22 protein-coding genes and 1 pseudogene are annotated in these 21,388 nt (G+C 62.0%); 6 read left to right on the forward strand and 17 right to left on the reverse strand.

Annotated elements, in window-relative coordinates:
• Positions 1-86: 86 nt before the first annotated feature.
• Positions 87-2,732, reverse strand: a complete 2,646-nt coding sequence (gene pepN, locus NKI24_RS02755; protein ID WP_352743241.1) for an aminopeptidase N — start codon at positions 2,730-2,732, stop codon at positions 87-89.
• Positions 2,733-2,886: 154 nt separating this feature from the next.
• Here pepN and NKI24_RS02760 point away from each other — a divergent pair, with 154 nt between their 5' ends.
• Together NKI24_RS02760 and NKI24_RS02765 are read left to right on the forward strand one after the other, a co-directional pair.
• Positions 2,887-3,111 carry a hypothetical protein gene (locus NKI24_RS02760; RefSeq protein WP_352743504.1) on the forward strand — a complete coding sequence of 75 codons (225 nt, stop codon included), beginning with the start codon at positions 2,887-2,889 and terminating at the stop codon, positions 3,109-3,111.
• Positions 3,108-4,085, forward strand: coding sequence for a DMT family transporter (locus tag NKI24_RS02765; RefSeq protein WP_502901424.1), 978 nt, complete (start codon positions 3,108-3,110; stop codon positions 4,083-4,085). Before NKI24_RS02760 ends, NKI24_RS02765 begins: the two co-directional genes overlap by 4 nt.
• On the opposite strand, the gene NKI24_RS02770 is transcribed toward NKI24_RS02765, so the two are convergent.
• The 3 genes from NKI24_RS02770 to NKI24_RS02780 form a co-directional block, all read right to left on the reverse strand.
• Positions 4,086-4,901, reverse strand: a complete 816-nt coding sequence (locus tag NKI24_RS02770; RefSeq protein ID WP_352743243.1) for a helix-turn-helix domain-containing protein — start codon at positions 4,899-4,901, stop codon at positions 4,086-4,088.
• 105 nt (positions 4,902-5,006) lie between these two features.
• Positions 5,007-5,888 (reverse strand): uracil-DNA glycosylase, encoded by an 882-nt coding sequence (locus tag NKI24_RS02775; RefSeq protein ID WP_352743245.1) that lies wholly within the window; start codon positions 5,886-5,888, stop codon positions 5,007-5,009.
• Between the two features lie 37 nt (positions 5,889-5,925).
• On the reverse strand, positions 5,926-6,570 hold the full coding sequence (locus tag NKI24_RS02780; RefSeq protein WP_352743247.1) for a hypothetical protein: 645 nt from the start codon (positions 6,568-6,570) through the stop codon (positions 5,926-5,928).
• Positions 6,571-6,799: 229 nt separating this feature from the next.
• Here NKI24_RS02780 and NKI24_RS02785 point away from each other — a divergent pair, with 229 nt between their 5' ends.
• Positions 6,800-8,479: an electron transfer flavoprotein-ubiquinone oxidoreductase gene (locus tag NKI24_RS02785; RefSeq protein ID WP_023677807.1), complete on the forward strand. Its 1,680-nt coding sequence runs from the start codon at positions 6,800-6,802 to the stop codon at positions 8,477-8,479.
• 111 nt (positions 8,480-8,590) lie between these two features.
• Positions 8,591-9,187 carry a DUF922 domain-containing protein gene (locus NKI24_RS02790; RefSeq protein ID WP_352743249.1) on the forward strand — a complete coding sequence of 199 codons (597 nt, stop codon included), beginning with the start codon at positions 8,591-8,593 and terminating at the stop codon, positions 9,185-9,187.
• A gap of 30 nt (positions 9,188-9,217) precedes the next feature.
• Here NKI24_RS02790 and NKI24_RS02795 read toward each other — a convergent pair.
• From NKI24_RS02795 to NKI24_RS02815, 5 genes and pseudogenes are all read right to left on the reverse strand, one after another.
• Positions 9,218-10,067 (reverse strand): annotated as a pseudogene (locus NKI24_RS02795) (endonuclease/exonuclease/phosphatase family protein).
• Between the two features lie 80 nt (positions 10,068-10,147).
• Complete coding sequence (locus NKI24_RS02800; RefSeq protein WP_352620711.1) at positions 10,148-11,650, reverse strand: AMP nucleosidase; 1,503 nt, start codon at positions 11,648-11,650, stop codon at positions 10,148-10,150.
• A gap of 80 nt (positions 11,651-11,730) precedes the next feature.
• On the reverse strand, positions 11,731-11,925 hold the full coding sequence (locus NKI24_RS02805; RefSeq protein WP_352449027.1) for a hypothetical protein: 195 nt from the start codon (positions 11,923-11,925) through the stop codon (positions 11,731-11,733).
• A gap of 41 nt (positions 11,926-11,966) precedes the next feature.
• Positions 11,967-12,119, reverse strand: coding sequence for a hypothetical protein (locus NKI24_RS02810; RefSeq protein ID WP_023677802.1), 153 nt, complete (start codon positions 12,117-12,119; stop codon positions 11,967-11,969).
• A gap of 210 nt (positions 12,120-12,329) precedes the next feature.
• Entirely contained in the window at positions 12,330-12,674 is a 345-nt protein-coding gene (locus NKI24_RS02815; protein ID WP_023677801.1) for a DUF2147 domain-containing protein, read from the reverse strand.
• 459 nt (positions 12,675-13,133) lie between these two features.
• Here NKI24_RS02815 and NKI24_RS02820 point away from each other — a divergent pair, with 459 nt between their 5' ends.
• Positions 13,134-13,400 (forward strand): SEL1-like repeat protein, encoded by a 267-nt coding sequence (locus NKI24_RS02820; protein ID WP_010915070.1) that lies wholly within the window; start codon positions 13,134-13,136, stop codon positions 13,398-13,400.
• 378 nt (positions 13,401-13,778) lie between these two features.
• Complete coding sequence (locus NKI24_RS02825) at positions 13,779-14,900, forward strand: branched-chain amino acid ABC transporter substrate-binding protein (RefSeq protein WP_352743252.1); 1,122 nt, start codon at positions 13,779-13,781, stop codon at positions 14,898-14,900.
• Between the two features lie 98 nt (positions 14,901-14,998).
• Here NKI24_RS02825 and NKI24_RS02830 read toward each other — a convergent pair whose 3' ends face one another.
• The 8 genes from NKI24_RS02830 to NKI24_RS02865 form a co-directional block, all read right to left on the reverse strand.
• A complete protein-coding gene (locus tag NKI24_RS02830; RefSeq protein ID WP_352743253.1) occupies positions 14,999-16,987 on the reverse strand; it encodes an acetyl/propionyl/methylcrotonyl-CoA carboxylase subunit alpha in 1,989 nt (662 codons plus the stop codon).
• Positions 16,988-17,098: 111 nt separating this feature from the next.
• Positions 17,099-17,473, reverse strand: coding sequence for a hypothetical protein (locus NKI24_RS02835; protein WP_023677798.1), 375 nt, complete (start codon positions 17,471-17,473; stop codon positions 17,099-17,101).
• Between the two features lie 43 nt (positions 17,474-17,516).
• Positions 17,517-17,897: a hypothetical protein gene (locus NKI24_RS02840; protein WP_245274740.1), complete on the reverse strand. Its 381-nt coding sequence runs from the start codon at positions 17,895-17,897 to the stop codon at positions 17,517-17,519.
• A 29-nt stretch (positions 17,898-17,926) separates the two neighbouring features.
• Positions 17,927-18,301: a hypothetical protein gene (locus NKI24_RS02845; protein ID WP_352743487.1), complete on the reverse strand. Its 375-nt coding sequence runs from the start codon at positions 18,299-18,301 to the stop codon at positions 17,927-17,929.
• Positions 18,302-18,416: 115 nt separating this feature from the next.
• Positions 18,417-18,947: an O-acetyl-ADP-ribose deacetylase gene (locus NKI24_RS02850; protein ID WP_352743255.1), complete on the reverse strand. Its 531-nt coding sequence runs from the start codon at positions 18,945-18,947 to the stop codon at positions 18,417-18,419.
• 1 nt (position 18,948) lies between these two features.
• The gene (locus NKI24_RS02855; RefSeq protein WP_352743258.1) at positions 18,949-20,556 is read right to left on the reverse strand and encodes a carboxyl transferase domain-containing protein; all 1,608 of its coding nucleotides are present in this window, start codon (positions 20,554-20,556) and stop codon (positions 18,949-18,951) included.
• Positions 20,557-20,560: 4 nt separating this feature from the next.
• The gene (locus NKI24_RS02860; RefSeq protein ID WP_023677795.1) at positions 20,561-20,944 is read right to left on the reverse strand and encodes a type II toxin-antitoxin system VapC family toxin; all 384 of its coding nucleotides are present in this window, start codon (positions 20,942-20,944) and stop codon (positions 20,561-20,563) included.
• Positions 20,941-21,333, reverse strand: coding sequence for an AbrB/MazE/SpoVT family DNA-binding domain-containing protein (locus tag NKI24_RS02865; protein WP_352449021.1), 393 nt, complete (start codon positions 21,331-21,333; stop codon positions 20,941-20,943). The genes NKI24_RS02860 and NKI24_RS02865 overlap by 4 nt, the downstream gene beginning before the upstream one ends.
• Between the last annotated feature and the right edge of the window lie 55 nt (positions 21,334-21,388).

A 21,388-nucleotide genomic window follows, 5' to 3' on the forward strand; every position in this document is an offset into this window, starting at 1 on the left:
GGCGAAAAAAGATTAAAAATCGACTAAAATAATGGGGTTTTCGGGTGGTCTTCCCTTTTTCCCACAAGGGGAGAACGGGAGGTCGCTTACGCCAGGGTGCGCTCGACGATGTCTCGCAAATCGGCCGACAGCTTCTCGGTATTGGCGATCGAAAGCAACGCCTCCCTTGCCTTGGCCTGCCGCACCGGTTCGAGCGAGCGCCACGACCTGAGCGCCGTCGCCAGCCTGGCGGCCACCTGCGGGTTGCGTTTTTCGACCTGCAGCACCGTTTCGACGAAAAGCCGGTAGCCTTGGCCGTCGGCGCGATGGAAGCCGGTCTGGTTGGCGCTGGAAAACGTACCGATGAGTGCCCGTACTCGGTTCGGGTTGGCCATCGAGAACGCCGGGTGGCTGGTCAAGGCGCGCACCGCGTCCACGGTTTGCGGGCTGGGCACGCTGGCCTGGGTCTGGAACCATTTGTCCATGACCAGCGGATCGGTTGCATATTTCGCCTCGAAATCGGCCAGTGCCTTGGTCGCCTCAGGTGAGCCATGGTGACGGTGCGCAAGAACGGTCAACGCCGCGGCACGATCCGTCATGTTGGTCGCCGATTGGAAGTGCCCGGCAGCGAGTCCCGCACCTCCCGGCAGCAAGGAGAGATAGTCCAGCAGGACATTGCGCAGCGCCCGCCGCCCGGCACTGGCCGCGTCCGGGCTGAACGGGCCATTGTCGGCGAGCCGATCGTAAAGTTTTGAGAATATCTCGCGGTTGGCCTCGGCGATCGCAACTGCCAGCGCCTCGCGCGCCGCGAAAATGGCGTCGGGGTCGATGTTCTTGCCGATGTCGCGGGCGATATCGGCCTCGCCGGGCAGCGCCAGCGCCAGCGCCCGATAGGCGGGTTCGAGCGCTTCGTCGCCGGCTGTCTTGCCGGCAAGCCCGGTCAGCCGGGCGCTGAACTCGGGTTGCCTGTGGTCCAGGATCTGGCGGAAGGCTGCAATCAGCGCATCGGTCAAAAGAGTGTTGAACGACTGCCAGCGCGAGAAGGCGTCGCTGTCGTGGCCAGCCAGAAAAAACTGGTCGTCGGGCCGCTGCTCGACCGAAAGCGTCACCGGCGCCGAAAAGCCGCGGTTGAGCGACATGGCTGGACGCTCGGCAATCCCGGAAAACCTGACGACATGGCGGCGTTTGCGGATATGGATGACACCGTCCTCGACGTTCGCCCCTTCGGCGCCGCTGTGGGCTATTGCCTCGCCACCGGCGCCAACCAGGCCGAAGGCAAGCGGAATGTGCATCAGCCGCTTGCGGCTTTCCGCCGGTGTTGGCGGCACCGACTGCTCGATTTCGAGCGTGAATTCCCGCGCCGCCGGATTATACGCCGAACTGACGGTCAGGTTCGGCGTACCGGCCTGATGATACCACAGCGAAAACTGCGACAGGTCGCGACCTGAGACGTCTTCGAAAACTTTGATGAAGTCTTCGATCGTCGCCGCCTGGCCGTCGTGACGTTCGAAGTAGAGGTCCATGCCGGCGCGGAACGTCTCGGCGCCGAGGATGGTATGGATCATGCGTACGACTTCCGAGCCTTTTTCGTAGACCGTCGCCGTGTAGAAATTGTTGATCTCGCGGTAGCGGCGAGGCCGGACCGGATGCGCCAGCGGCCCTTGGTCCTCGGGAAACTGATGGGCGCGCAGCGTACGCACCTCGGCGATGCGCTTGACGGCGCGCGAGCGCTGATCGGCCGAGAATTCGTGGTCGCGGAAAACCGTCAGCCCTTCCTTCAGGCAAAGCTGGAACCAGTCGCGGCAAGTGATTCTGTTACCTGTCCAATTGTGGAAATACTCATGCGCGATGATGGCTTCGATATTGGCGAAATCGGCATCGGTCGCAGTTTCCTGGTCGGCAAGAACGTACTTGTCGTTGAAGATGTTGAGGCCCTTGTTCTCCATTGCGCCCATATTGAAGTCGGACACGGCGACGATGTTGAAGACATCGAGGTCGTATTCGCGGCCGAATGCCTCCTCGTCCCATTTCATTGACCGTTTCAAAGCGTCCATGGCGTAGCCGGCGAGCCTCTCCTTGCCCGGTTCGACATAGATTCCGAGCTCGACCTTGCGGCCAGACAGGGTGACAAAACAGTCCGAGATCTTGCCGAGGTCGCCCGCCACCAGCGCAAACAAATAGGACGGCTTGGGGAAGGGGTCGTGCCAGACCGCATAGTGCCAGCCGCCGGCAAGCTCGCCGCCATCGGCCGGGTTGCCGTTGGACAAAAGCAGCGGCGCCTCACGGCGCTGAGCTTCGATGCGGACCGTATAGACCGACAGGATGTCGGGACGGTCGAGGAAATAAGTGATGCGGCGAAAGCCTTCGGCCTCGCATTGTGTGCAATAGACGTCGCTCGAGCGATAGAGGCCCATTAGCGCTTCGTTCTGCGCCGGCGCCAACACGGTTTCAATTCTCAGCTGGAAGCACCTTGTCGCAGGGGGGCTGATGATTGTCAGTTGATCGGGCGTGGCGAGAAAATCCGCAGGGCTCGGTTCCTGGCCGTCGATGGCGATGCTGCGGAGCGTCAGCCCGTCGCCATCCAGCACCAGCGGCACCGACGCCGCAATCCCGTCGCGGCGTTCGACCGTCAGCACGGCGGTCACATGCGTTGCTTCAGGCGAAAGGCGGAAAGTCAGGCTGGTTTCCGGAATGAGATAATCACTGGGGCGATAGTCTTCGAGCTTGAAGACCTGGCCGGTATCTGTGCGCATTCCTTGATTTTTCCTGTCGATCCGGGAGCGGCGGGCGGGTCCGCTGGTCCAAATAATTTGAAGCCTGCGCTCTTTACACGAAACGCTCCCTCGACAAAACTGCAGCGACGTCTATTTCAGGCGATCATTTCCCAAGCATCATCGCGAGGCTTCCATGACCGTCGTCACGCCGAAATTCGGAACGAGCGCCTCTGTGTTGCGTCGCGAGGATATGGCCTTCATCAAGGGCGCGCGGGAGGCGGGTACGATCGGGTCGACGCCTGCCGCGCTCAATGCGGTGACCGACGCGCACTACCGCACCTACGGCATCAGGCATATCGACATGCCGGCAACGCCGGCGTGCATCTGGGCGGCGATCGAGGAAGCAAAAGGGGCGTGACAGCCAGACCGGATTTGCCAGTGCTTGCAGTTGGCGACCTTGCCGGCGAGCACAGCACGCTGACCGGGATCTTGCTCAAGATCGTATCGGTGGCGGTCTTCGTCGGCATGTCGTCCTGCATCAAGGCGGCAGGCACCGTCCCGGCGGGCCAGATCGTCTTCTTCCGCTCCTTCTTTGCCATTTTTCCGATCATCGCCTTCCTCGCCTTCCAGGGAAAACTCGGAACCGCCTTTTCGACAAAGCGCCCGCTCAACCACATTGCGCGCGGCGTCGTCGGTGTCTGTGCCATGGGGCTCGGCTTCTTCGCGCTGACGCGGCTGCCGCTGCCGGAGGCGATCACACTGAACTACGCGCAGCCGCTGCTGGTCGTGGTGTTCAGTTCGATCTTCCTCGGCGAAGCCATCCGCATCTATCGCTGGAGTGCGGTTGCCGTCGGCCTGGTCGGGGTGCTGATCATCTCGTGGCCGGAACTGACGCTGCTCAGTTCGGGCGCTGCCCTTGGCGATCAGGAGGTGCTTGGCGTCATCGCCGCCCTCATAGCCGCGGCGATCTCGGCCATCGCCATGCTCCTGGTTCGCAACCTCGTCCAGAGCGAGCGGACGGCGACCATCGTGCTGTGGTTTTCGGTAACCGCGAGCGTCATGGCGCTGCTTTCGCTGCCATTCGGCTGGCAGGCGCTGACGCCAGCGCAGGCGGGGCTTCTGATTGCCGCGGGTTTTTGCGGCGGGCTTGGCCAGATCCTGATGACCTCGGCCTATCGCCATGCCGAGGCTTCCGTCGTAGCACCTTTCGAATACACTTCGATGATCCTCGGCGTCGTCGTCGGCTATCTGGTCTTTGGCGACGTCGCCACGATCAACATGCTGGTCGGCGGCATGATCGTGGTTGCGGCGGGGATTTTCATCATCTGGCGCGAGCGCCAGCTGGGTCTCGAACGCACCCGCACCCGCAAGGCCGTCGCGCCGGAAGGGTGATCAGCCCGTTGCGTCGGTCCGCTCTTTCGCCAGCCGCATCAGTACCGCTCGCGTCTGCTCGTCGGCAGGGAAAAAAGATTCGATCGCCAGCTCCGACAGCGTCACGTCGAGCGGCGTGCCGAACACGGTGATGGTGCTGATGAACGACAGCACCGCGTCGCCATGGGCAAGCTTGAGCGGATGGACAATCGCGTTCGGTTCGACCGGCGCCGGCCGGCTGCTTTTAGGGCCGGACGGATAGGCCCGAAGCTCGCGCTCGAGCTCGACCAGAACCGGATCGGCGGCAGCGTCGTTCTGCCGCTTCAGCCGCTCCAGAAGATGCGTCCGCCATTCCGCAGGGTTGACGATGCGCGGCGCGATGCCGCCGGGATGCAGGCTGAGGCGCAACACGTTGACCGGCGGCTTCAGCAGGGACGCGTCGGCGACATTGGCGAGGAACGGGCCGATGGCGGCGTTCGCCGACACCAGGTTCCAATGCCGGTCCACGGCAAGCGCCGGGAACGGCTCGTGCGCCTTGAGCACGGTCTCGACCGCCGCCATCGCCGGTGCCATCGAGGCATCGTCAAGTGGTCGTTCGCTGAAGCTCGGGGCAAAGCCGGCGGCCAGCAGCAGCTGGTTGCGCTGCCTGAGCGGGATCGAGAGCTGCTCTGCCAGATGCAACACCATATCACGCGAGGGTGCGGCGCGGCCGCTTTCCACGAAACTCAGATGCCGCTGCGAGATCTCGGCCTCCACAGCAAGGTCGAGCTGGCTCATGCGCCGGCGTGTACGCCATTCGCGAATGAGACTGCCGGCGGAAATCTGGGCTGCTGTCATGACGGGATGACTAGGCCGGCAGTGGGCGCATTTCAATTACCTGCGAGGTCATGATGCCGCCCTTCCTTCCTCGCAAGGGGAGGACGGAAGACGCGTTCTGCACCGTTACCCAAGTGCCCGCAACTTCGCCTTCACTTCGAGGAAATCCCGCCACGCCAGCTTCTTGTGCGCCGGCGTTCTCAACAAATAGGCCGGATGCAGGGTCGGCATGGCGGGAATGGCGACGCCAGACGGGGTCGTGTGGACGCGCCAGTTGCCGCGCAGCCGCAATATGCCTTCGGAGGTGTTGAGCAGGGTCTTTGCCGACGGGCCGCCGAGATTGACCAGCACCTTCGGATTGACCAGTTCGATCTGCCGCTCGATGAACGGCCGGCAGATCTCGGTCTCGTGCGGCGTCGGCGCGCGGTTGCCCGGCGGCCGCCAGGGAATCACATTGGCGATGTAGGCAGATGTCCGGTCAAGACCGATCGCGGCCAGCATGCGGTCGAGCAGCCGGCCCGAGCGGCCGACGAACGGCAAGCCCTCTATGTCCTCGTCGCGGCCCGGTGCTTCGCCGACCAGCATCACCGCGGCAGTCGGATTGCCGTCGGCGAACACCAGGTTCTTGGCGGTGAATTTAAGATTGCAGCCGTTGAATGCCGCCATGTGGTGGCGAAGCTCGTCGAGGCTTGCCGCCGATCTCGCCAGTTGCCGCGCCAATGCCGCCTGCGCCTCGTCGGGCACCGTTGACATGGCCGGGGACGTTCGCACTGCCGGTGCCGTATTCGGTCTCTCGCCCATTTCGGCGCGCGACACGCTCGTCGAGCGATGAGGCGATGCATTTTCACCGGCCGGCAGAGCGGCCGCCGCAGGCACCCGCTCGGGCGGCCTGGCTTCTGCAAACCTGTTTACCGGCTGTTCTTCAAGTGCCTCGTCGACGCCGGCGCTGGCGTAGAAGGCCAGCAGCTCGGCGAGATCGGCTCGGCTAGTGTGGGGGGCGGCAGTCATGGTTTCACATTCGGCCGCGGAGCTTGAATTTGCAAGTTCAGCTCGACGGTATGCGTGGATCCTGCACCAGATAGAACGTCCAGCGCGGCGTGTAGTCGGTGATCAGGAAATAGAAGCTGGCGGTCTTCAGCGGGTCGATCTTGCCGTTCTTGAACAGCAGGCGGTCATACGGTTCGAAATTGCGGTCGAAATCGGCGTAGCTGCTCGACCAGATATTTTCGGGCGTTTTGTTGCGCTGGTCGAACGACAGGCCGTCGCCGAACACGCTCGGCTGGTCGAGGATCTCCTGGAGTTCGAACTGGAACTCGACCCAGGCTTGGCCGCTATTGTTGAGCACGTCGATGCGCATATACATCAGACCATTGGCGAAGTCTCCCGCCTTGCCGAACGGCTGGATCGGCCTTGTCGTGCGAATGGCCAGCGTTACCGGCGTCGCTGAATTCAGCTCTTCGGTGATGACCAGCGGATCCTCCTTCGTGCCGATGCCGGAAGCCCCGGTGATGCGGAAACCGCCGCGCTCGTCGGAAAAGGAATAGGCGCCGGTCGCCCAGACCAGTTGCTGCTCGGCACGGGCATCGAGGGCCGTCAGTGGCAGAAGCGCCAAGAGCGCCGCACGGCAAAACCGGCCGGGCCTGAAAAAAAAGCGCGTCGATGAAAAGCCAGCCGGCCCGAATATGCGCATGGCGGGAAGTATGGCCGATAAGCAAGCCGTCGAACAATTAAAAACATCAGTGCGACATATCTGTGCAAACGGAATAGGATTGAAGATTGATGCTCGTCACCGCGGCAGGACGCGACTTTTTGACGAAATCGGTATTGTCACGTCCGCGCCGGTTTCCCGTCGCTATTTGATGCGCTATGCAGCGCGTGAGCCAGCAGGATGCCGGGAATAGCGAGCCAGTGAGGGATCGATGAGCGATATCGAACGCGAAAGCATGGAATTCGACGTGGTCATCGTCGGCGCCGGCCCGGCCGGCCTCGCCGCCGCGATCCGTCTCAAGCAGGTCAATCCCGAGCTTTCCGTCGTCGTGCTGGAAAAGGGCGGCGAAGTCGGCGCGCACATCCTGTCCGGCGCCGTCGTCGATCCGATCGGCATCGACCGGCTGCTGCCCGGCTGGCGCGAAGAGGAGGGTCATCCCTTCAGGACACCGGTCACCGACGACCATTTCCTGGTTCTCGGCCCCGCCGGTTCGTTCCGTCTGCCCAATATCCTGATGCCGCCGCTGATGAACAATCACGGCAACTATATCGTCTCGCTCGGCAATGTCTGCCGCTGGCTGGCGACCAAGGCCGAGGCGCTGGGCGTCGAGATCTATCCGGGCTTTGCCGCGGTCGGCCTCCTCTACAACGAGGCCGGTGCGGTCACCGGCGTCGTCACCGGCGACATGGGCGTCGAGAAGGACGGCACGCATGGTCCGGGCTTTGCGCCGGGCATGGCGCTGATGGGCAAATATGTCTTGATCGGCGAGGGCGCGCGCGGCTCGCTGGCCAAGCAACTGATCGCGAAACACCACCTTTCCGACGGTCGTGAGCCCGGAAAATACGGCATCGGCCTCAAGGAACTCTGGCAGATCAAACCGGAAAACCACCGGCCGGGCCTTGTCCAGCATTCCTTCGGCTGGCCGCTCGATATGAAGACCGGCGGCGGCTCCTTCCTCTACCATCTCGAGGACAACCAGGTGGCAGTCGGCTTCGTCGTTCACCTGAACTACAAGAACCCTTATCTGTCGCCCTTTGACGAGTTCCAGCGCTTCAAGACCCATCCGGCGATCCGCGGCACCTTCGAGGGTGCCAAGCGGCTGGGCTATGGTGCCCGCGCCATCACCGAAGGCGGCTGGCAGTCGGTGCCGAAACTGTCCTTCCCCGGCGGTGCGCTGATCGGCTGCGCGGCCGGCTTCGTCAACGTGCCGCGCATCAAGGGCTCGCACAATGCCGTGCTCTCCGGAATGCTGGCGGCCGAGCATGTCTGTGATGCGATAGCCGCCGGCCGTACCAATGACGAGCTGGCCTCCTACGAGGCCACCTGGCGCGCCACCGATATCGGCAAGGACCTGAAGAAAGTGCGCAACGTCAAGCCGCTATGGTCGCGCTTCGGCACCATTGTCGGCGTCGGCCTTGGCGGCCTCGACATGTGGCTGAACACGCTGTTCGGCTTCTCGCCCTTCGGTACGATGAAGCACGGCAGGGCCGACTATGCGACGCTGGAACCGGCCGCCGCGCACCAGAAGATCGCCTACCCGAAGCCGGACGGGGTGCTGACCTTCGACCGGCTGTCGTCGGTGTTCCTGTCCAACACCAACCACGAGGAGAACGAGCCGGTGCATCTGCTCGTCGCCGACATGGACCTGCAGAAGCGCTCTGAGCATGACGTCTATGCGGGACCCTCGACGCGTTACTGCCCGGCCAGCGTCTACGAATGGGTCGACAAGGATGGCAATGCCGCCGCCGATCCTGCGGCCAAGGATGTGCGCTTCGTCATCAACGCGCAGAACTGCGTGCACTGCAAGACTTGCGATATCAAGGACCCGAACCAGAACATAAATTGGGTGCCGCCACAGGGCGGCGAGGGCCCGGTCTACCAGAACATGTAAGTCACAAGGTTTGCTCCGGACTAAACAAGATGAGGAGCAGCGCAACCGTAGGATTGTTGAATAAACCGCCTGCCTGTGTTTCCTTTCTGCGGCGACAGGGAGGAAGGAAAAATGCGCCTGGCAGTTCTGACGAGCGTTGTGGCGATCGGGGCATTGTGCGCCCCTGCAGCCTTGGCCGGCACTAAGGTGCTGGTCAAGACACGAACTTACAACATTGCCGGAACCACCGGCGCGGCCCTGATCGAGGCCATGGATCGCAGTGGGCCGAAGCACGGCTTCATGACCCACGCCATCGCGCAGACCGGCTACAGCGTCGATGATTGGACCTTCGACGCCCAACGGGAAAACGGCGTCTGCCGCCTGCGCCAGGCCAACGGGACGCTCAATCTCTTCTATACCTATCCCAAACTAGTCTCAGCCACGTCGCCTGCGCTGCAGAAGCGCTGGAAGCGGTTCTTCGCTGGCGTCCGCGCCCATGAAGAGACCCATGGCCGCATCGCCAGACAGATGATGCGGGCCACCGAAAAGTCGCTTCGAGGGCTGACAGTCGGTGATGACCCGCACTGTTTCGAGGCACGTCGCGAGGCAAAGCGCCGGATCAATGCCATCTATGCCGAATACGAGGCAAAGCAGATCGCCTTCGATGCGCACGAGCATCGCGACGGCGGCCCTGTCGAGCACCTCATCCGCGCTTTTGTGGGCCAGTAATAAGCCAGGTCGAGATTGGACTGCGGATTTTCAGCTTCGCGTCCCGCCAGGCAGCGCCGCAAGCGCGGTCGCCGTCTGGTGCTCGTCGAGCGGCTTTTGTTCATCCGACCGTAGCGAAAACTCCACCAGCACCGGCAGATGGTCTGAGCCGGTGTCCTCAAGGGTCGACGCCGAACGGATAACGATGGCACCCTTGCTGAAAACCTGGTCGATCGGCAGTCCGGCGAAGCGCAGGAAATCCGGCAGCCTTCTGTAGAGCCAGGTCGGCCCGACCGATGGCATTACAGTCAGCTTGCCAAGCGATGCGACGCGTCGGACGGCGGCGCTCCATGGCGCTGCGTTGCAGTCGCCTGCCAGGATCGACGTCTCGCCAAGCGAGGCGATTTCGTCAGACAACCCTCCAATCTGCCGTGATTGGTTGTGCGGCCATGGCCAGGTGAGGTGGATGGCGGCGACATCGACGTCGGTTCCGCCGAAATCGACCGTGGCGATCGCCATCGCGCCGCGGCTGTCGCAGTGCGGCTCCGTGCCTATGGCAAACGGTCGTCTGGACAGCAGCGCAACGCCGAACACGCCATTGGGATATGGGCAGAGGATCCGGTGGGGATAGGCGCCGGATAGCAGCCCAAGCTTTGCCTTTCGACGTGGTGGCAAAGGAGGCTATCGCAAACAGCAATGCGGCCGCGGCCTGCAGGCGAAACGAGGTGGCGAGCAGCGGCAGCGCGCAAAGCGCCATCAGCACCGAAAAATGGACGCGGAAATGAGCAAAGGAATCGAGGGCCGGATGCAGCGATCCGAAGGACCCGGCCACCAGAGCGGCCGAGAGTGCAAGCATTGCAACGAATGCGAGCGCAACCGTCATGTCCCGAACACGTGCCATCGCTTTGTCTATCGGCAGAAGTGCGGCTCAATCAAGATGACGAAATGTCCTGACCTGGACAGACACATGCGATTCGGCATTTACTGGAAGGCAGTTTCCGAAAAGCTCCTGAGTTTGCGCGAATGCAGTCGCTCCATCGGCATTTCAGCCAGCTTCTCCATCGCCCTGATGCCGATGGTCAGGTGCTGCGCTACTTGCCGCTTGTAGAACTCGGTCGCCATGCCCGGCAACTTCAATTCGCCATGCAGCGGCTTGTCGGATACGCAAAGCAGCGTGCCATAGGGCACCCGGAAGCGGAAGCCGTTGGCGGCGATCGTCGCCGATTCCATGTCGAGCGCGATCGCCCGCGACTGCGACAGCCGCTGGACCGGCCCGCGCTGGTCGCGCAGCTCCCAATTGCGGTTGTCGATAGTGGCGACGGTGCCAGTGCGCATGATGCGCTTGAGATCATATCCGGAAAGCCCGGTGACCTCGGCGACCGCTTCCTGCAGAGCCACCTGGATTTCGGCTAGCGGCGGGATCGGCACCCAGACCGGAAGATCGTCGTCGAGGACATGGTCTTCTCGTACATAGGCATGGGCCAGCACATAATCCCCGAGCGCCTGCGTGTTGCGCAGGCCGGCGCAATGGCCGAGCATCACCCAGGCATGCGGCCGGAGCACCGCAATATGGTCAGTGATCGTCTTGGCGTTGGAAGGCCCAACGCCGATATTGACCATGGTGATGCCGCCATGATTCGGCTTCTTCAGATGATAGGCCGGCATCTGCGGCAGGCGAGGGGGCGCAGCACCCTCACCGGGCGCACCGTCCCCTGCTTTGGTCACGATGTTGCCCGGCTCAACGAACTCGACATATCCGTCACCGCCATTGGCCATCAATTCGCGTGCACGGGCGACGAATTCGTCGATGTAGAACTGGTAGTTGGTGAACAGCACGAAGTTCTGGAAATGCTGGGGACTGGTCGCCGTATAATGCGACATCCGGTGCAGCGAATAGTCGATCCGTTGCGCGGTGAACGGCGCCAGCGGCCGTGCCTCGCCCAATGCCACTTCGAACGTGCCGTTGGCGATCTGGTCGTCGGTGCCGTCGAGATCCGGCACGTCGAACAGGTCACGGATCGGCCGTTTGATGCGCTCGGCAGCAGTGCCGTCGACATGCGTGCCTTCGAGGAAGGCGAAATGCAGCGGGATGGGAGTGGTCGATTCCGAAACCGTGACGGGAACGCCGTGGTTGCGCATGATCAGCCGAAGCTGTTCGGTGAGGTAGCTTTCGAAAAGAGCAGGCTGGGTGACGGTGGTTGAGAAATGCCCCGGCGTCGGCATGTGGCCATAGGCCTGCCGCGAGTCGATTTGCGTGAAGGAACTCGTGGTGACGCCGATCTCCGGATAGAAAGCCCGGTAGCGTTTGTTGTTGTCGCCGCCCGCGGCGAGCGCGGCAAATGAATCGCGCAGGAACTTGGTGTTGCGGTCGTAAAGCACCTGTAGGGCCGCGACGGCCTTCTTGGCGTCGTTGAAGCTCTGCCGGCCAAACGGCTCCGGCGTGACCACCGATTCAATGGCTTGGGGATAGATTCGCTTTTCCATGACCCAATATAGAGAGTTGGACGCGCGGTTGGGAGGGGGTAAGGCGGCCTCAATACGCGCTGTCGGCGTTTTTCGGTCTGCTAACCGCGCTGCAGGCTAACCAGCAGCACAAAGCCGAGGCCTGACTTCCTCAACGCAGGCGCCTCGATCGTCGAGCCGGCATTGGTGCGCATCGTCGGCACGGCCAGTACCGGTACCGAAAGAACAGTCACGATGAGCGCCGCGCGCGGCAGCAGCCGAAGCGTCTTGAGGGTGTTGGCGGCGAGGCGGTTCATTGGCGTTTTGCTTTTCTCTAAAGGTTCAGCTCTTTGTCGTTTCAGTGGTGAAGATGGTTCAAGCAACCGAGTCGGCAGGAACTGGCGACGTCCCAGGAGCGGGACGGCCGGCCGGCTTCGGCGACAAGGACGGCGAACAACATGCCGAACAGGCTCATCAGCAGGCAGACGATGGTGAAGCGGCGGGCAAGCATTGCGCGGTGTCTCCTTCAACACGCATGACAATGCCTTGCCCCGGCTGAACCGGCTCTGATCCCGGCGTTCATCTGCGGTTCAAAAATGGCTGATGATCTCTGAGAGGGTCCGCTTTGAGTGCAGCGACCCATGGCGACGCCATGGCTGCGAGACCGATAACATGAAAACGGGGCCGACTGGCCCCGCTCACCCCGGCAGGAAGGGCACGATCAGAGCTTGTGCCAGGTCTGGCTCTTGCAGATCAGCCCGCCGAGCACGCAGCCGCTCATCTTGAGCGAACTGCCGGAAAGCGAAGCCTTGCCCGAATAGGTCTTGTCGGTTTCCGGGTCGGTTATGGTGCCGGCATATTTGTTGTCGCCGGCAACCTTCAGTGAACCGATGTTCTTGCCGGCAAATTTGCCGGATTTGAGCGTAATCGAAAATGCCCCGCCGCCACCCGAAATGGCGGCAGTCGATCCGGCTTGCGTTTTCCAATTGCCTTCGATCGGATCGGCCCATGCCGCGCCGGTCATCATTATTGCGGCCGCGAGGGCCAGGCTCACTTGTCGAAACATGTCTTTCCTCCCTCAGGTAAGTCCAATCGGGCTCCGTCCCGGGTGTCTGCCCCTTACGCAAACGTAAGCTAGTCCAGCTCCCGGAAAAACAAAAGCGGTGCCGCGACGGAAGGGTTGCGGGTTTTTGCCCGCTCCCGAACGGCCGCGCCGGCGAAAAATGAAACGGGCCGCACACGTCTTTGTCTTCTGTGGTTAGCGGAGTCTTGATCCGCGCCTCGCAAGTTTTCTTCAAATCTTGTGCAAACCGGCGCGATTGCTGGCTTTGTATCCTTAACGAATTTTCGCGTTTACCTCTTGTTTTAGCTTTGTTTTCCTCAAATTAAGCACGCCATTTAACGACGGATTCAAGCCTCCGGGGCATTCTCGAAAGCATCGAAAGAGCGGCCGCCCCCGACGGTAATCAAGGACACCGAGGGACAGACGGAGACAGCTCTCGGGAGCCAGAACAGGGGATTTGAAATGGCACGTTTTGAAATGCTTGAAGCCGGCTTCGGCGCCATGGGGGCAACTGCCCAGGCCGATATTCTTTTCGAGTTGGGCATGATGTATGCGACTGGTCGCGATTGCGAGACCGATGTTGTCGCCGCCCACAAATGGTTCAACATCGCCGCGATCAAGGGTTCGGCCCGCGCCGCGGAACTGCGCTCCGAATTGTCTGCCGCCATGTCGAAGGTCGAGATCGCCAAGGCGCTGCGCGAAGCTCGCGAATGGATGACGATGCACTGAATTCGCCGGCATCGACTTCACAAGGGTACTGACCTCACAACAGGGACGCTTCGGGTCAAGGCCGCGCAGAGGGCCGGGCTCGAAAAATCAAGGCGGCGCAAGACGGCTGAGCCAACAAGATCAAGAACACGGCGGCAAGCTGTGCAATAGACAGGGAAGGCGAGCGGGTCCTGGCGCCGATGCGTTGGGAAGCTCATGGCAAAAGCCGCGACCGGCCGGAACAAGGCTGGCGCGGCTTGTCTTTGGGACTGCGTGTTGCAGGCCCAATCGAGTGCCGACGATGCGTCTAGACAGCCCCGGTGAAGGATGAAATTCTCCCGCCACTCTGGAAGAGGCGCGGCCGGGATGGTCGCGCGAGAATGGAGGAGTTGTGTCACCATGAAGAAATTCAGTATTTTGAGCGCCGCCATATTTGGCCTGATGATGACCGCGCCGGTCGCCTTCGCCGACGACATCACCTTTTCGGTGGTCGGACCGATGACCGGTCAGCTTGCCACCATCGGCGATCAGTTCAAGCAGGGCGCGCAAGCCGCCGCCGACGCGATCAACGCGGCGGGCGGCGTCGACGGCCGCCAGGTCAAGCTCGACATCGAGGATGACCAGTGCGATCCGAAGCAGGCGGTTTCGGTCGCCAACCGCATCATCGCCAACGGTGTCAAGTTCATCGATGGCCACGCCTGCTCAGGCTCCAGCATCCCGGCCTCCGCCGTCTACGCCGAAGCCGGTGCGCTGATGATGAGTCCGGCTTCCTCGAACCCGGTACTAACCGACGCAGCGGCGAAGGCCGGCTGGCCGACGATCATGCGCCTCTATACGCGCGACGATGCGCAGGGCGCTTTCATTGGTCCATGGATCGCCAAGAAATATGCCGGCAAGAACGTCGTCATCATGCACGACAAGAGCGCCTATGGGCAGGGCGTGGCCGATGCCGTGAAGGCAACGATGAATCAGAACGGTCTCAAAGAGATCCTCTACGAGGGCATCAACGCCGGCGAGAAGGACTATTCCGCTCTTGTTACCAAGCTCAAGGAGCTGAAAGCCGACGTCGTCTATTTCGGCGGCTATCACCCCGAAGCCGGCCTGATCCTGCGTCAGTCGGCGGAGCAGAACCTCAAGTTCCAGTTGATCATGCCGGACTCGATCGCTTCGCCGGAATTCTGGCAGGTTGCCGGTCCGGCCGGCGAAGGCACCATGTTCGTCTTCCCGTCGGACCCGCAGGCGAAGCCCGAAGCCAAGGAAGCCATCGCCAAGATCAAGGCCGGCGGCTTCGTGCCGGAGGGCTTCACGCTGTTTTCCTATGCGGTGATCCAGGCCTTCGCCGAAGGCATCAAACGCGCCGGCAGCGACGATCCGGCAAAAGTCGCCGAAGCGTTGAAGAACGGTCAGCCGATCAGCACGGTTGTCGGCTCGGTCACCTTCGACGAGAAGGGCGACCTCAAGAACGCGAGCTACGACATCAACCAGTGGCATGACGGCAAATACGCGCCGATCCAGCCGTGATGGCCGCGGCGCCGTAAGACGCGCTGCTGTAATCGAACATGGCCGGGGTCAAACCCGGCCATATTGTTTTTGGCGACGCCTTTGTCACGCGTTCGAGATCACTTCGTGGATAGGGAAACAGCAGTCAACTGAGATTCCTCGGCAAAGCGAACCAGCACGGTGCCGTCGGTTACCTGCGCGCCTTCGGCAGCAATCTCGGCGATAACCCCGTCATGGGGCGCGGCAATGGTGTGCTCCATCTTCATCGCCTCCAGGATCAGCAGCGGCTGGCCCTTGATCACGGACTCGCCTTTGGCTGCACGCACCAATTTGACCAGGCCGGGCATTGGCGCGCGCAGGCTGCCGGAAGCGGCGGCGGCTTCGTCGGCTCGCGCCAGCGGATCCGGCACGGCAAAACCGTAGCCGATTGCACCATCGAAGACCGTGACGTGGCCCGGCCAGCGGGCGAGGCGAGGCGCGGCGCGAAGATCATGCGAATTGACGCTGTCATAGGGCGCATCCAGCGCCACCTCGAACCGTCCGTCCGGCCGCACCGACACGCGCGCGCCGATCTCCTGCTCGCCAAACTTCAGCAGAATGCGCCGCACTACAGCGTGGAAATGCGCATAGCCGGCCAGCGACAACCAGGGATCGTCCGAGGACGGCAAGTCGCGCGCACCGGACGCGGCAAGTGCCGCGGCGGCAATCGTCTCACCGCTCGGCGGCGGAACCGCCGTCAACGCCTGCAGATGCCTGGCGATCAGGCCGGTATCGACATCGCCCGCCGCAAAATCCGCATCAGCGACCAGCGCGGCAAGAAAGCCAGTGTTGACCGTCGAGCCGGCGATTTCGGTCTGCGACAGTGCCGCGCCAAGCGCTGTGAGCGCCGTCCGTCTGTCCTTGCCATGAACGATCAGCTTGGCGATCATCGGATCGTAGAACGGCGAAATCGCATCGCCAGCGCGTACGCCGGTTTCGACGCGCATGGTCGCACCCTCCGGTGCCGGCTGCGGAAATTTCAAATGGTGCAAGGTGCCGGTCGCCGGCAAAAACCCTCTTGCCGCGTCCTCGGCATAGATGCGCGCCTCGAAGGCGTGGCCGGAGAGCGCGATCTCGCTCTGCGTCTTCGGCAGTTTTTCGCCGGCGGCTACCCGCAACTGCCACTCGACTAGGTCGATGCCGGTAACCATTTCGGTGACGGGGTGCTCGACCTGCAGACGGGTGTTCATTTCCATGAACCAGAAACGGTCGGCCTTCAGACCTTGCGAGGCATCGACGATGAACTCGATGGTACCGGCGCCGGAATAGTGGATTGCCTTGGCGGCTTTCACCGCCGCCTCCGTCATCGCCTTGCGCAGTGCCGGCGTCATGCCGGGGGCAGGGGCTTCCTCGATCACCTTCTGATGGCGGCGCTGCGCCGAGCAGTCGCGTTCGTGAAGATGCACGGCGTTGCCGAAATTGTCACCAAACACCTGCACTTCGATGTGGCGCGGCTTGTCGACATATTTTTCAACCAAGACGCGGTCATCACCGAACGCGGCTTTCGCCTCGCGCCGCGCGCCCGACAGTGCTTCAGAAAAATCATCGGGATGCTCGACACGCCGCATGCCCTTGCCGCCGCCGCCGGCGCGCGCCTTGATCAGGACGGGGTAGCCTATCTCGCGCGCCTTGGAGGCGAGCAACACGATCTCCTGCGCTTCGCCATGGTAGCCCGGAACGACAGGCACGCCGGCCTTTTCCATCAGCCGCTTGGCGGCGTCCTTCAGTCCCATGGCACGGATCGAGGCCGCCGACGGCCCAATGAAGATCAGCCCAGCCGCCGCGACCTGGTCGACGAATTCGGGGTTTTCCGAAAGAAAGCCGTAGCCCGGATGGATGGCCTCGGCACCTGTGGCCAAGGCCGCCGCGATGATCTTGTCGCCGCGCAGATAGCTTTCGTTGGCGGGAGAGGCGCCGATATGCACCGCTTCGTCGGCCATTTCGACATGCAAGGCGCGATCGTCGGCGTCGGAATAGACGGCGACGCTGCGCACACCCATCCTGCGTGCCGTGCGGATCACCCGGCAGGCGATCTCGCCACGGTTGGCGATCAGGATCTTGGCGAACATCGGGCCTCCACAGGCAGAGCTGCCGCCAACGGCGCGAATTCTCGTCACGCGAACTGCGGCAATGCCCTGCTTTGTAGTCTGGCGGTCAAAGGGTAGGCAAGCGAGGCCTGCCTACTTTGAGGCCGCGATTTCGCAAGCTCCCCCGGTCGTGACCCTGTAACGGTCGCGGGTGACCTGGCAGGATTTCATCGCCATATCCTCGGCAGCCTTTTGCGAGGGCGCATTCAAGCGCGAGCCGCACAGGATGTACAACGAACGCACCCGGGAATACGGAGTGGTCGCATAAGCTGAATGGCCGCTGGCCGCCACATAGGCCTTATATGCCTTGGTGCATGGCCGATCCGCGGTCGCCGGAAAATACGGGTAGAAGCGGACGTCGCCCTTGCTTCCAGCCAGCGATTCCGCCGCGCCGACATTGGGGCTCGAGATTAGAAGCAACCCGGTTATCAGCGAGAAGACTGCTTGTTTGACGCTTATAGATTTCATTTTTCCCACCCATTGAATACGTCGAAGGCCGACGAGTGTCGGTCTATTTGGAGGCAGCTATGGCGCAGGCCCCTGCAGTCGTGACCTTGTACTTGCTGCGCGCGGACTGGCAGGATTTCAACGCCAGCGCCTCCGCAGCCTTCTGGGATGTTGCATTCAGATAAGCACCGCAAATAGTGAATTCGGTTGCCCAGTTGAATGGCGTCATCGCATAGGCCGAGTGACCGCCAGCCGCCACATAGTCCTTGTAATTCTTGCCGCAGCCTCCGATTGTACCCGGTGCAAAATAGACCGGAAAGCGGCTGTCGCCCTTGCTTCCCGCCAGCGATTCGGCGGCGCCGACATTCGGTGCAGAGGCCACAAGCAGTGCAAGTACCGACATGGTTGCTCGCTTGATTGATAAAGATTTCATTGCCAAACCCATTTGAACCCCAAACACTGAAATATATTCGCCTACTTGGAGGCAGCGATTTCGCAGCCGCCGCCTGTTGTAACTCTGTAACTGTTGCGGGCGGCCTGACAGGATTTCAACGCCAATTCTTCGGCAGCTTGCTGTGACGGTGCATTCAAGCGCGAGCCGCAGATGATGTACAGAAAACGCACCCGGGAATACGGAGTGGTTGCATAGGCTGAATGGCCGCCGGCCGCTACATAGGCCTTGTAGGCCCTGGTACACGGATCCTTCGGGCTCTGCGGCAAATAGGGATAGAAACGGGTCTCGCCCTTGCTTCCCGCCAGCGACTCCGCTGCGCCGATGCCAGGCGTCGCTAATATAAGCAATCCCGCAAGTATATGCGCAGTTGTTCTCTGAAAAACCCGCCGCCTCATCTTCGCCCAATCCCCATTGGTATTTGCGATGATCAATAGCCGTGATTCTTTCGTCTGGCCAGATCGAGAAGCAAAAAATAGTCTGGAGATGTGGTGGGTTGTCGCCCGCGCAGGGTCACACCCTGCCGAGTGCAGCAACGACCCGCTGATACAATTCGGCCGTTGGCTCGTCGAAGCAGCAGAAAATGACGGTTTCCGGAACGATGTTCTGGCCGATGAAGGCACTCACGGTACCGACAGCAATTTGCGTCGCCTGATCCTTTGGGTAGCGGTAGACGCCGGTCGAGATCGCTGGAAACGCCACCGTCCGGCAGTCCTTTGCGGCGGCGATTTCGAGCGACCGGCGATAGCAGGAGGCGAGCAGTTCGGCTTCTCCTTTGCTGCCGCCTTGCCAGACCGGCCCGACCGTATGGATGATGTAGCGCGCGGGCAGCTTGTAGCCCTTGGTGATTTTTGCGTCTCCGACCTTGCAGCCATTCAAGGTCCGGCATTCTGCCAGAAGCTCGCGGCCGGCCGCGCGGTGAATGGCGCCGTCCACGCCACCGCCGCCGAGAAGCGAGGTATTGGCTGCGTTGACGATGGCATCGACCGCCAGCTTCGTGATGTCGCCCGTTTGAATGCGAATCCTCTGGCCGATTTCGCTCATCTCACATCCTGAACACGCCGAATTTTGTCTCCTCGATCTCGGCGTTGAGCGCGGCCGAAAGGCTGAGCGCCAGCACCTCGCGGGTCTTGGCCGGATCGATGATGCCGTCGTCCCAGAGCCTTGCCGACGAATAGAGCGGGTGGCCTTCATGCTCGTACTTCATCAGGATTGGCTTCTTGAATTTCGCTTCCTCTTCGGCGCTCCACTCGCCACCCTTGCGCTCGATGCCTTCGCGCTTGACCACGGCCAGCACCGTTGCCGCCTGCTCGCCGCCCATCACCGAAATGCGAGCATTCGGCCACATCCACAGGAAGCGTGGCGAATAGGCGCGTCCGCACATGCCGTAATTGCCGGCACCGAACGAGCCGCCGATGATCACGGTCACCTTCGGCACCTTGGCCGTTGCGACCGCCATGACCAGCTTGGCGCCGTCCTTGGCGATGCCGCCGGCCTCGTATTTTCGCCCGACCATGAAGCCGGTGATGTTCTGCAGGAAAATCAGCGGGATCTTGCGCTGGCAGCACAGCTCGATGAAGTGCGCGCCCTTCAGCGCGCTTTCCGAAAACAGCACGCCATTGTTGGCGACGATGCCGACCGGCATGCCGCTGAGATGGGCGAAACCGGTGACCAGCGTGGTGCCATAATTCTGCTTGAACTCATCGAACTCGGAACCGTCGACGGTGCGGGCGATTACCTCGCGCACGTCGTAGGGCTGGCGCAGATCCGTCGGCACGATGCCGTAGAGTTCGTGTGGATCGTGAAGCGGCGGAATCGATTTCTGTAAGGCAAGGCTTACAGTCTTGTTCCGATTCAGGTTTTTGACGATACGCCGGCATATGGCCAGCGCATGCTCGTCGTCGAGCGCATAGTGGTCGGCAACGCCGGAAAGCCTTGTGTGCACGTCGGCGCCACCGAGGTCCTCGGCGGTGACGTCCTCGCCGGTGGCCGCCTTCACCAGCGGCGGCCCGCCGAGAAAGATGGTCGCCTGGTTGCGCACCATGATTGTCTCGTCCGACATCGCAGGCACATAGGCGCCGCCGGCCGTGCACGAACCCATGACGCAGGCGATCTGCGGAATGCCGGCGGCCGACATGTTGGCCTGGTTGTAGAAGATGCGGCCGAAATGATCGCGGTCGGGAAACACCTCGTCCTGGTTGGGCAGATTGGCGCCGCCGCTGTCGACCAGATAGACGCAAGGCAGATTGTTCTGCAATGCGATCTCCTGTGCACGCAGATGCTTCTTCACCGTCAGTGGATAATAGGTGCCGCCCTTCACCGTGGCGTCATTGACGACGACCATCACTTCGGTGCCTTCGACGCGGCCGATGCCGGCGATGAGGCCGGCCGAAGGGATGTCCTCGCCATACATCGACCATGCCGCGAACTGGCCGATTTCGAGGAAGGGCGAGCCTGTATCGAGCAATTGGGCTAGGCGTTGCCGCGGCAGGAGCTTGCCGCGGGAGACGTGCCGCTCACGCGCCTCTTCCGAGCCACCGCGCTCGATGGCGGCGGCTTTTTCAGCAATATCGGCGACCAGCGCCCGCATGCGCTCGGCATTGGTGCGGAAGGCATCGGAGGCGGACGACATCTGAGAGGTGAGGGGGGCCATGGCGCTACCGGATCAGCTCGATCTTGCAGCCGACATCGAGGTCGCCCCAATCGCGATCAGCGGTGACGGCAATGGCATTCTCGCGAATTGCCAGCGCCAGGCAAGCCCGATCGCCCAGCGACAAGCCGCGATGCCGCGTCAATTGGCGAAGCTGCCCGGCGGCGATGCCCATCGCGTCGTCGAAAACGGCGATCGGCATGCCGAGACTGGCGAGGTCGTCCGCGGCCTGTTCCATGCTGCGTCCCTTGTCGATCAGCTTGGCGATGATTTCGGCCGCATTGACTGAACTGCATTGTGCGTCCGGCGCGAACCCCAAAGCATTGTCAGTGCCTTGCTCGTTGAGCAGGATTGCGAGCGCCGCCGAACTGTCCATGACGTAGGGCTTCATTTCGTCCGCTTTCCCGTTGTCCCTTCGGCGTGAAGCCGGTCGAGACGCTTGTCGCTTCGACGCTGCTCTTCCCGTCGCTCTTTCAGAAATTCGTCGACGACGCTTTCACCGGGCTGTTTCAACGCTGACAATTCGGCCTGGACGCGTCGCAGATTCTGCAGCCACGATCTTACCCGCAGCTCGCCGTTTTCGACATGAAGGATCATGTCCTCGCCAGGCTTCACGCCCATCTCCTCGCGCATCGCGGCAGGAATGACGAAGCGCCCGCCCTCGCCAAGCTTGACACGCTCGCGTTTCGCCGGAGCACGAAGCTGTGGTTGGCGAGCGCCGGCATCGAACCGTGCTTGCGGATCTTCGTCAAATCCGGACTTTCCCGTTTTGCCAGCCATGGTCCGTCTCGCCCGTGTTGTGGCACATATTCCGAAGTGTGCCACATCGTGCGGC

The sequence above is a fragment of the Mesorhizobium sp. M0701 genome (assembly GCF_040320365.1).
Taxonomy (GTDB): Bacteria; Pseudomonadota; Alphaproteobacteria; order Rhizobiales; family Rhizobiaceae; genus Mesorhizobium.

What these genes read in the sequence shown, in the direction of transcription:
- NKI24_RS02775 (WP_352743245.1), bottom strand. Translation starts at nt 5,888, where the DNA reads ATGACTGCCGCCCCCCACACTAGCCGAGCCGATCTCGCCGAGCTGCTG.
- pepN (WP_352743241.1), bottom strand. Translation starts at nt 2,732, where the DNA reads ATGCGCACAGATACCGGCCAGGTCTTCAAGCTCGAAGACTATCGCCCC.
- NKI24_RS02855 (WP_352743258.1), bottom strand. Translation starts at nt 20,556, where the DNA reads ATGGCCCCCCTCACCTCTCAGATGTCGTCCGCCTCCGATGCCTTCCGC.
- NKI24_RS02815 (WP_023677801.1), bottom strand. Translation starts at nt 12,674, where the DNA reads ATGTTTCGACAAGTGAGCCTGGCCCTCGCGGCCGCAATAATGATGACC.
- NKI24_RS02780 (WP_352743247.1), bottom strand. Translation starts at nt 6,570, where the DNA reads ATGCGCATATTCGGGCCGGCTGGCTTTTCATCGACGCGCTTTTTTTTC.
- NKI24_RS02825 (WP_352743252.1), top strand. Translation starts at nt 13,779, where the DNA reads ATGAAGAAATTCAGTATTTTGAGCGCCGCCATATTTGGCCTGATGATG.
- NKI24_RS02800 (WP_352620711.1), bottom strand. Translation starts at nt 11,650, where the DNA reads ATGGAAAAGCGAATCTATCCCCAAGCCATTGAATCGGTGGTCACGCCG.
- NKI24_RS02850 (WP_352743255.1), bottom strand. Translation starts at nt 18,947, where the DNA reads ATGAGCGAAATCGGCCAGAGGATTCGCATTCAAACGGGCGACATCACG.
- NKI24_RS02785 (WP_023677807.1), top strand. Translation starts at nt 6,800, where the DNA reads ATGAGCGATATCGAACGCGAAAGCATGGAATTCGACGTGGTCATCGTC.
- NKI24_RS02835 (WP_023677798.1), bottom strand. Translation starts at nt 17,473, where the DNA reads ATGAAATCTATAAGCGTCAAACAAGCAGTCTTCTCGCTGATAACCGGG.
- NKI24_RS02845 (WP_352743487.1), bottom strand. Translation starts at nt 18,301, where the DNA reads ATGAGGCGGCGGGTTTTTCAGAGAACAACTGCGCATATACTTGCGGGA.
- NKI24_RS02820 (WP_010915070.1), top strand. Translation starts at nt 13,134, where the DNA reads ATGGCACGTTTTGAAATGCTTGAAGCCGGCTTCGGCGCCATGGGGGCA.
- NKI24_RS02810 (WP_023677802.1), bottom strand. Translation starts at nt 12,119, where the DNA reads ATGCTTGCCCGCCGCTTCACCATCGTCTGCCTGCTGATGAGCCTGTTC.
- NKI24_RS02860 (WP_023677795.1), bottom strand. Translation starts at nt 20,944, where the DNA reads ATGAAGCCCTACGTCATGGACAGTTCGGCGGCGCTCGCAATCCTGCTC.
- NKI24_RS02760 (WP_352743504.1), top strand. Translation starts at nt 2,887, where the DNA reads ATGACCGTCGTCACGCCGAAATTCGGAACGAGCGCCTCTGTGTTGCGT.
- NKI24_RS02770 (WP_352743243.1), bottom strand. Translation starts at nt 4,901, where the DNA reads ATGACAGCAGCCCAGATTTCCGCCGGCAGTCTCATTCGCGAATGGCGT.
- NKI24_RS02865 (WP_352449021.1), bottom strand. Translation starts at nt 21,333, where the DNA reads ATGGCTGGCAAAACGGGAAAGTCCGGATTTGACGAAGATCCGCAAGCA.
- NKI24_RS02840 (WP_245274740.1), bottom strand. Translation starts at nt 17,897, where the DNA reads ATGGGTTTGGCAATGAAATCTTTATCAATCAAGCGAGCAACCATGTCG.
- NKI24_RS02830 (WP_352743253.1), bottom strand. Translation starts at nt 16,987, where the DNA reads ATGTTCGCCAAGATCCTGATCGCCAACCGTGGCGAGATCGCCTGCCGG.
- NKI24_RS02805 (WP_352449027.1), bottom strand. Translation starts at nt 11,925, where the DNA reads ATGAACCGCCTCGCCGCCAACACCCTCAAGACGCTTCGGCTGCTGCCG.
- NKI24_RS02790 (WP_352743249.1), top strand. Translation starts at nt 8,591, where the DNA reads ATGCGCCTGGCAGTTCTGACGAGCGTTGTGGCGATCGGGGCATTGTGC.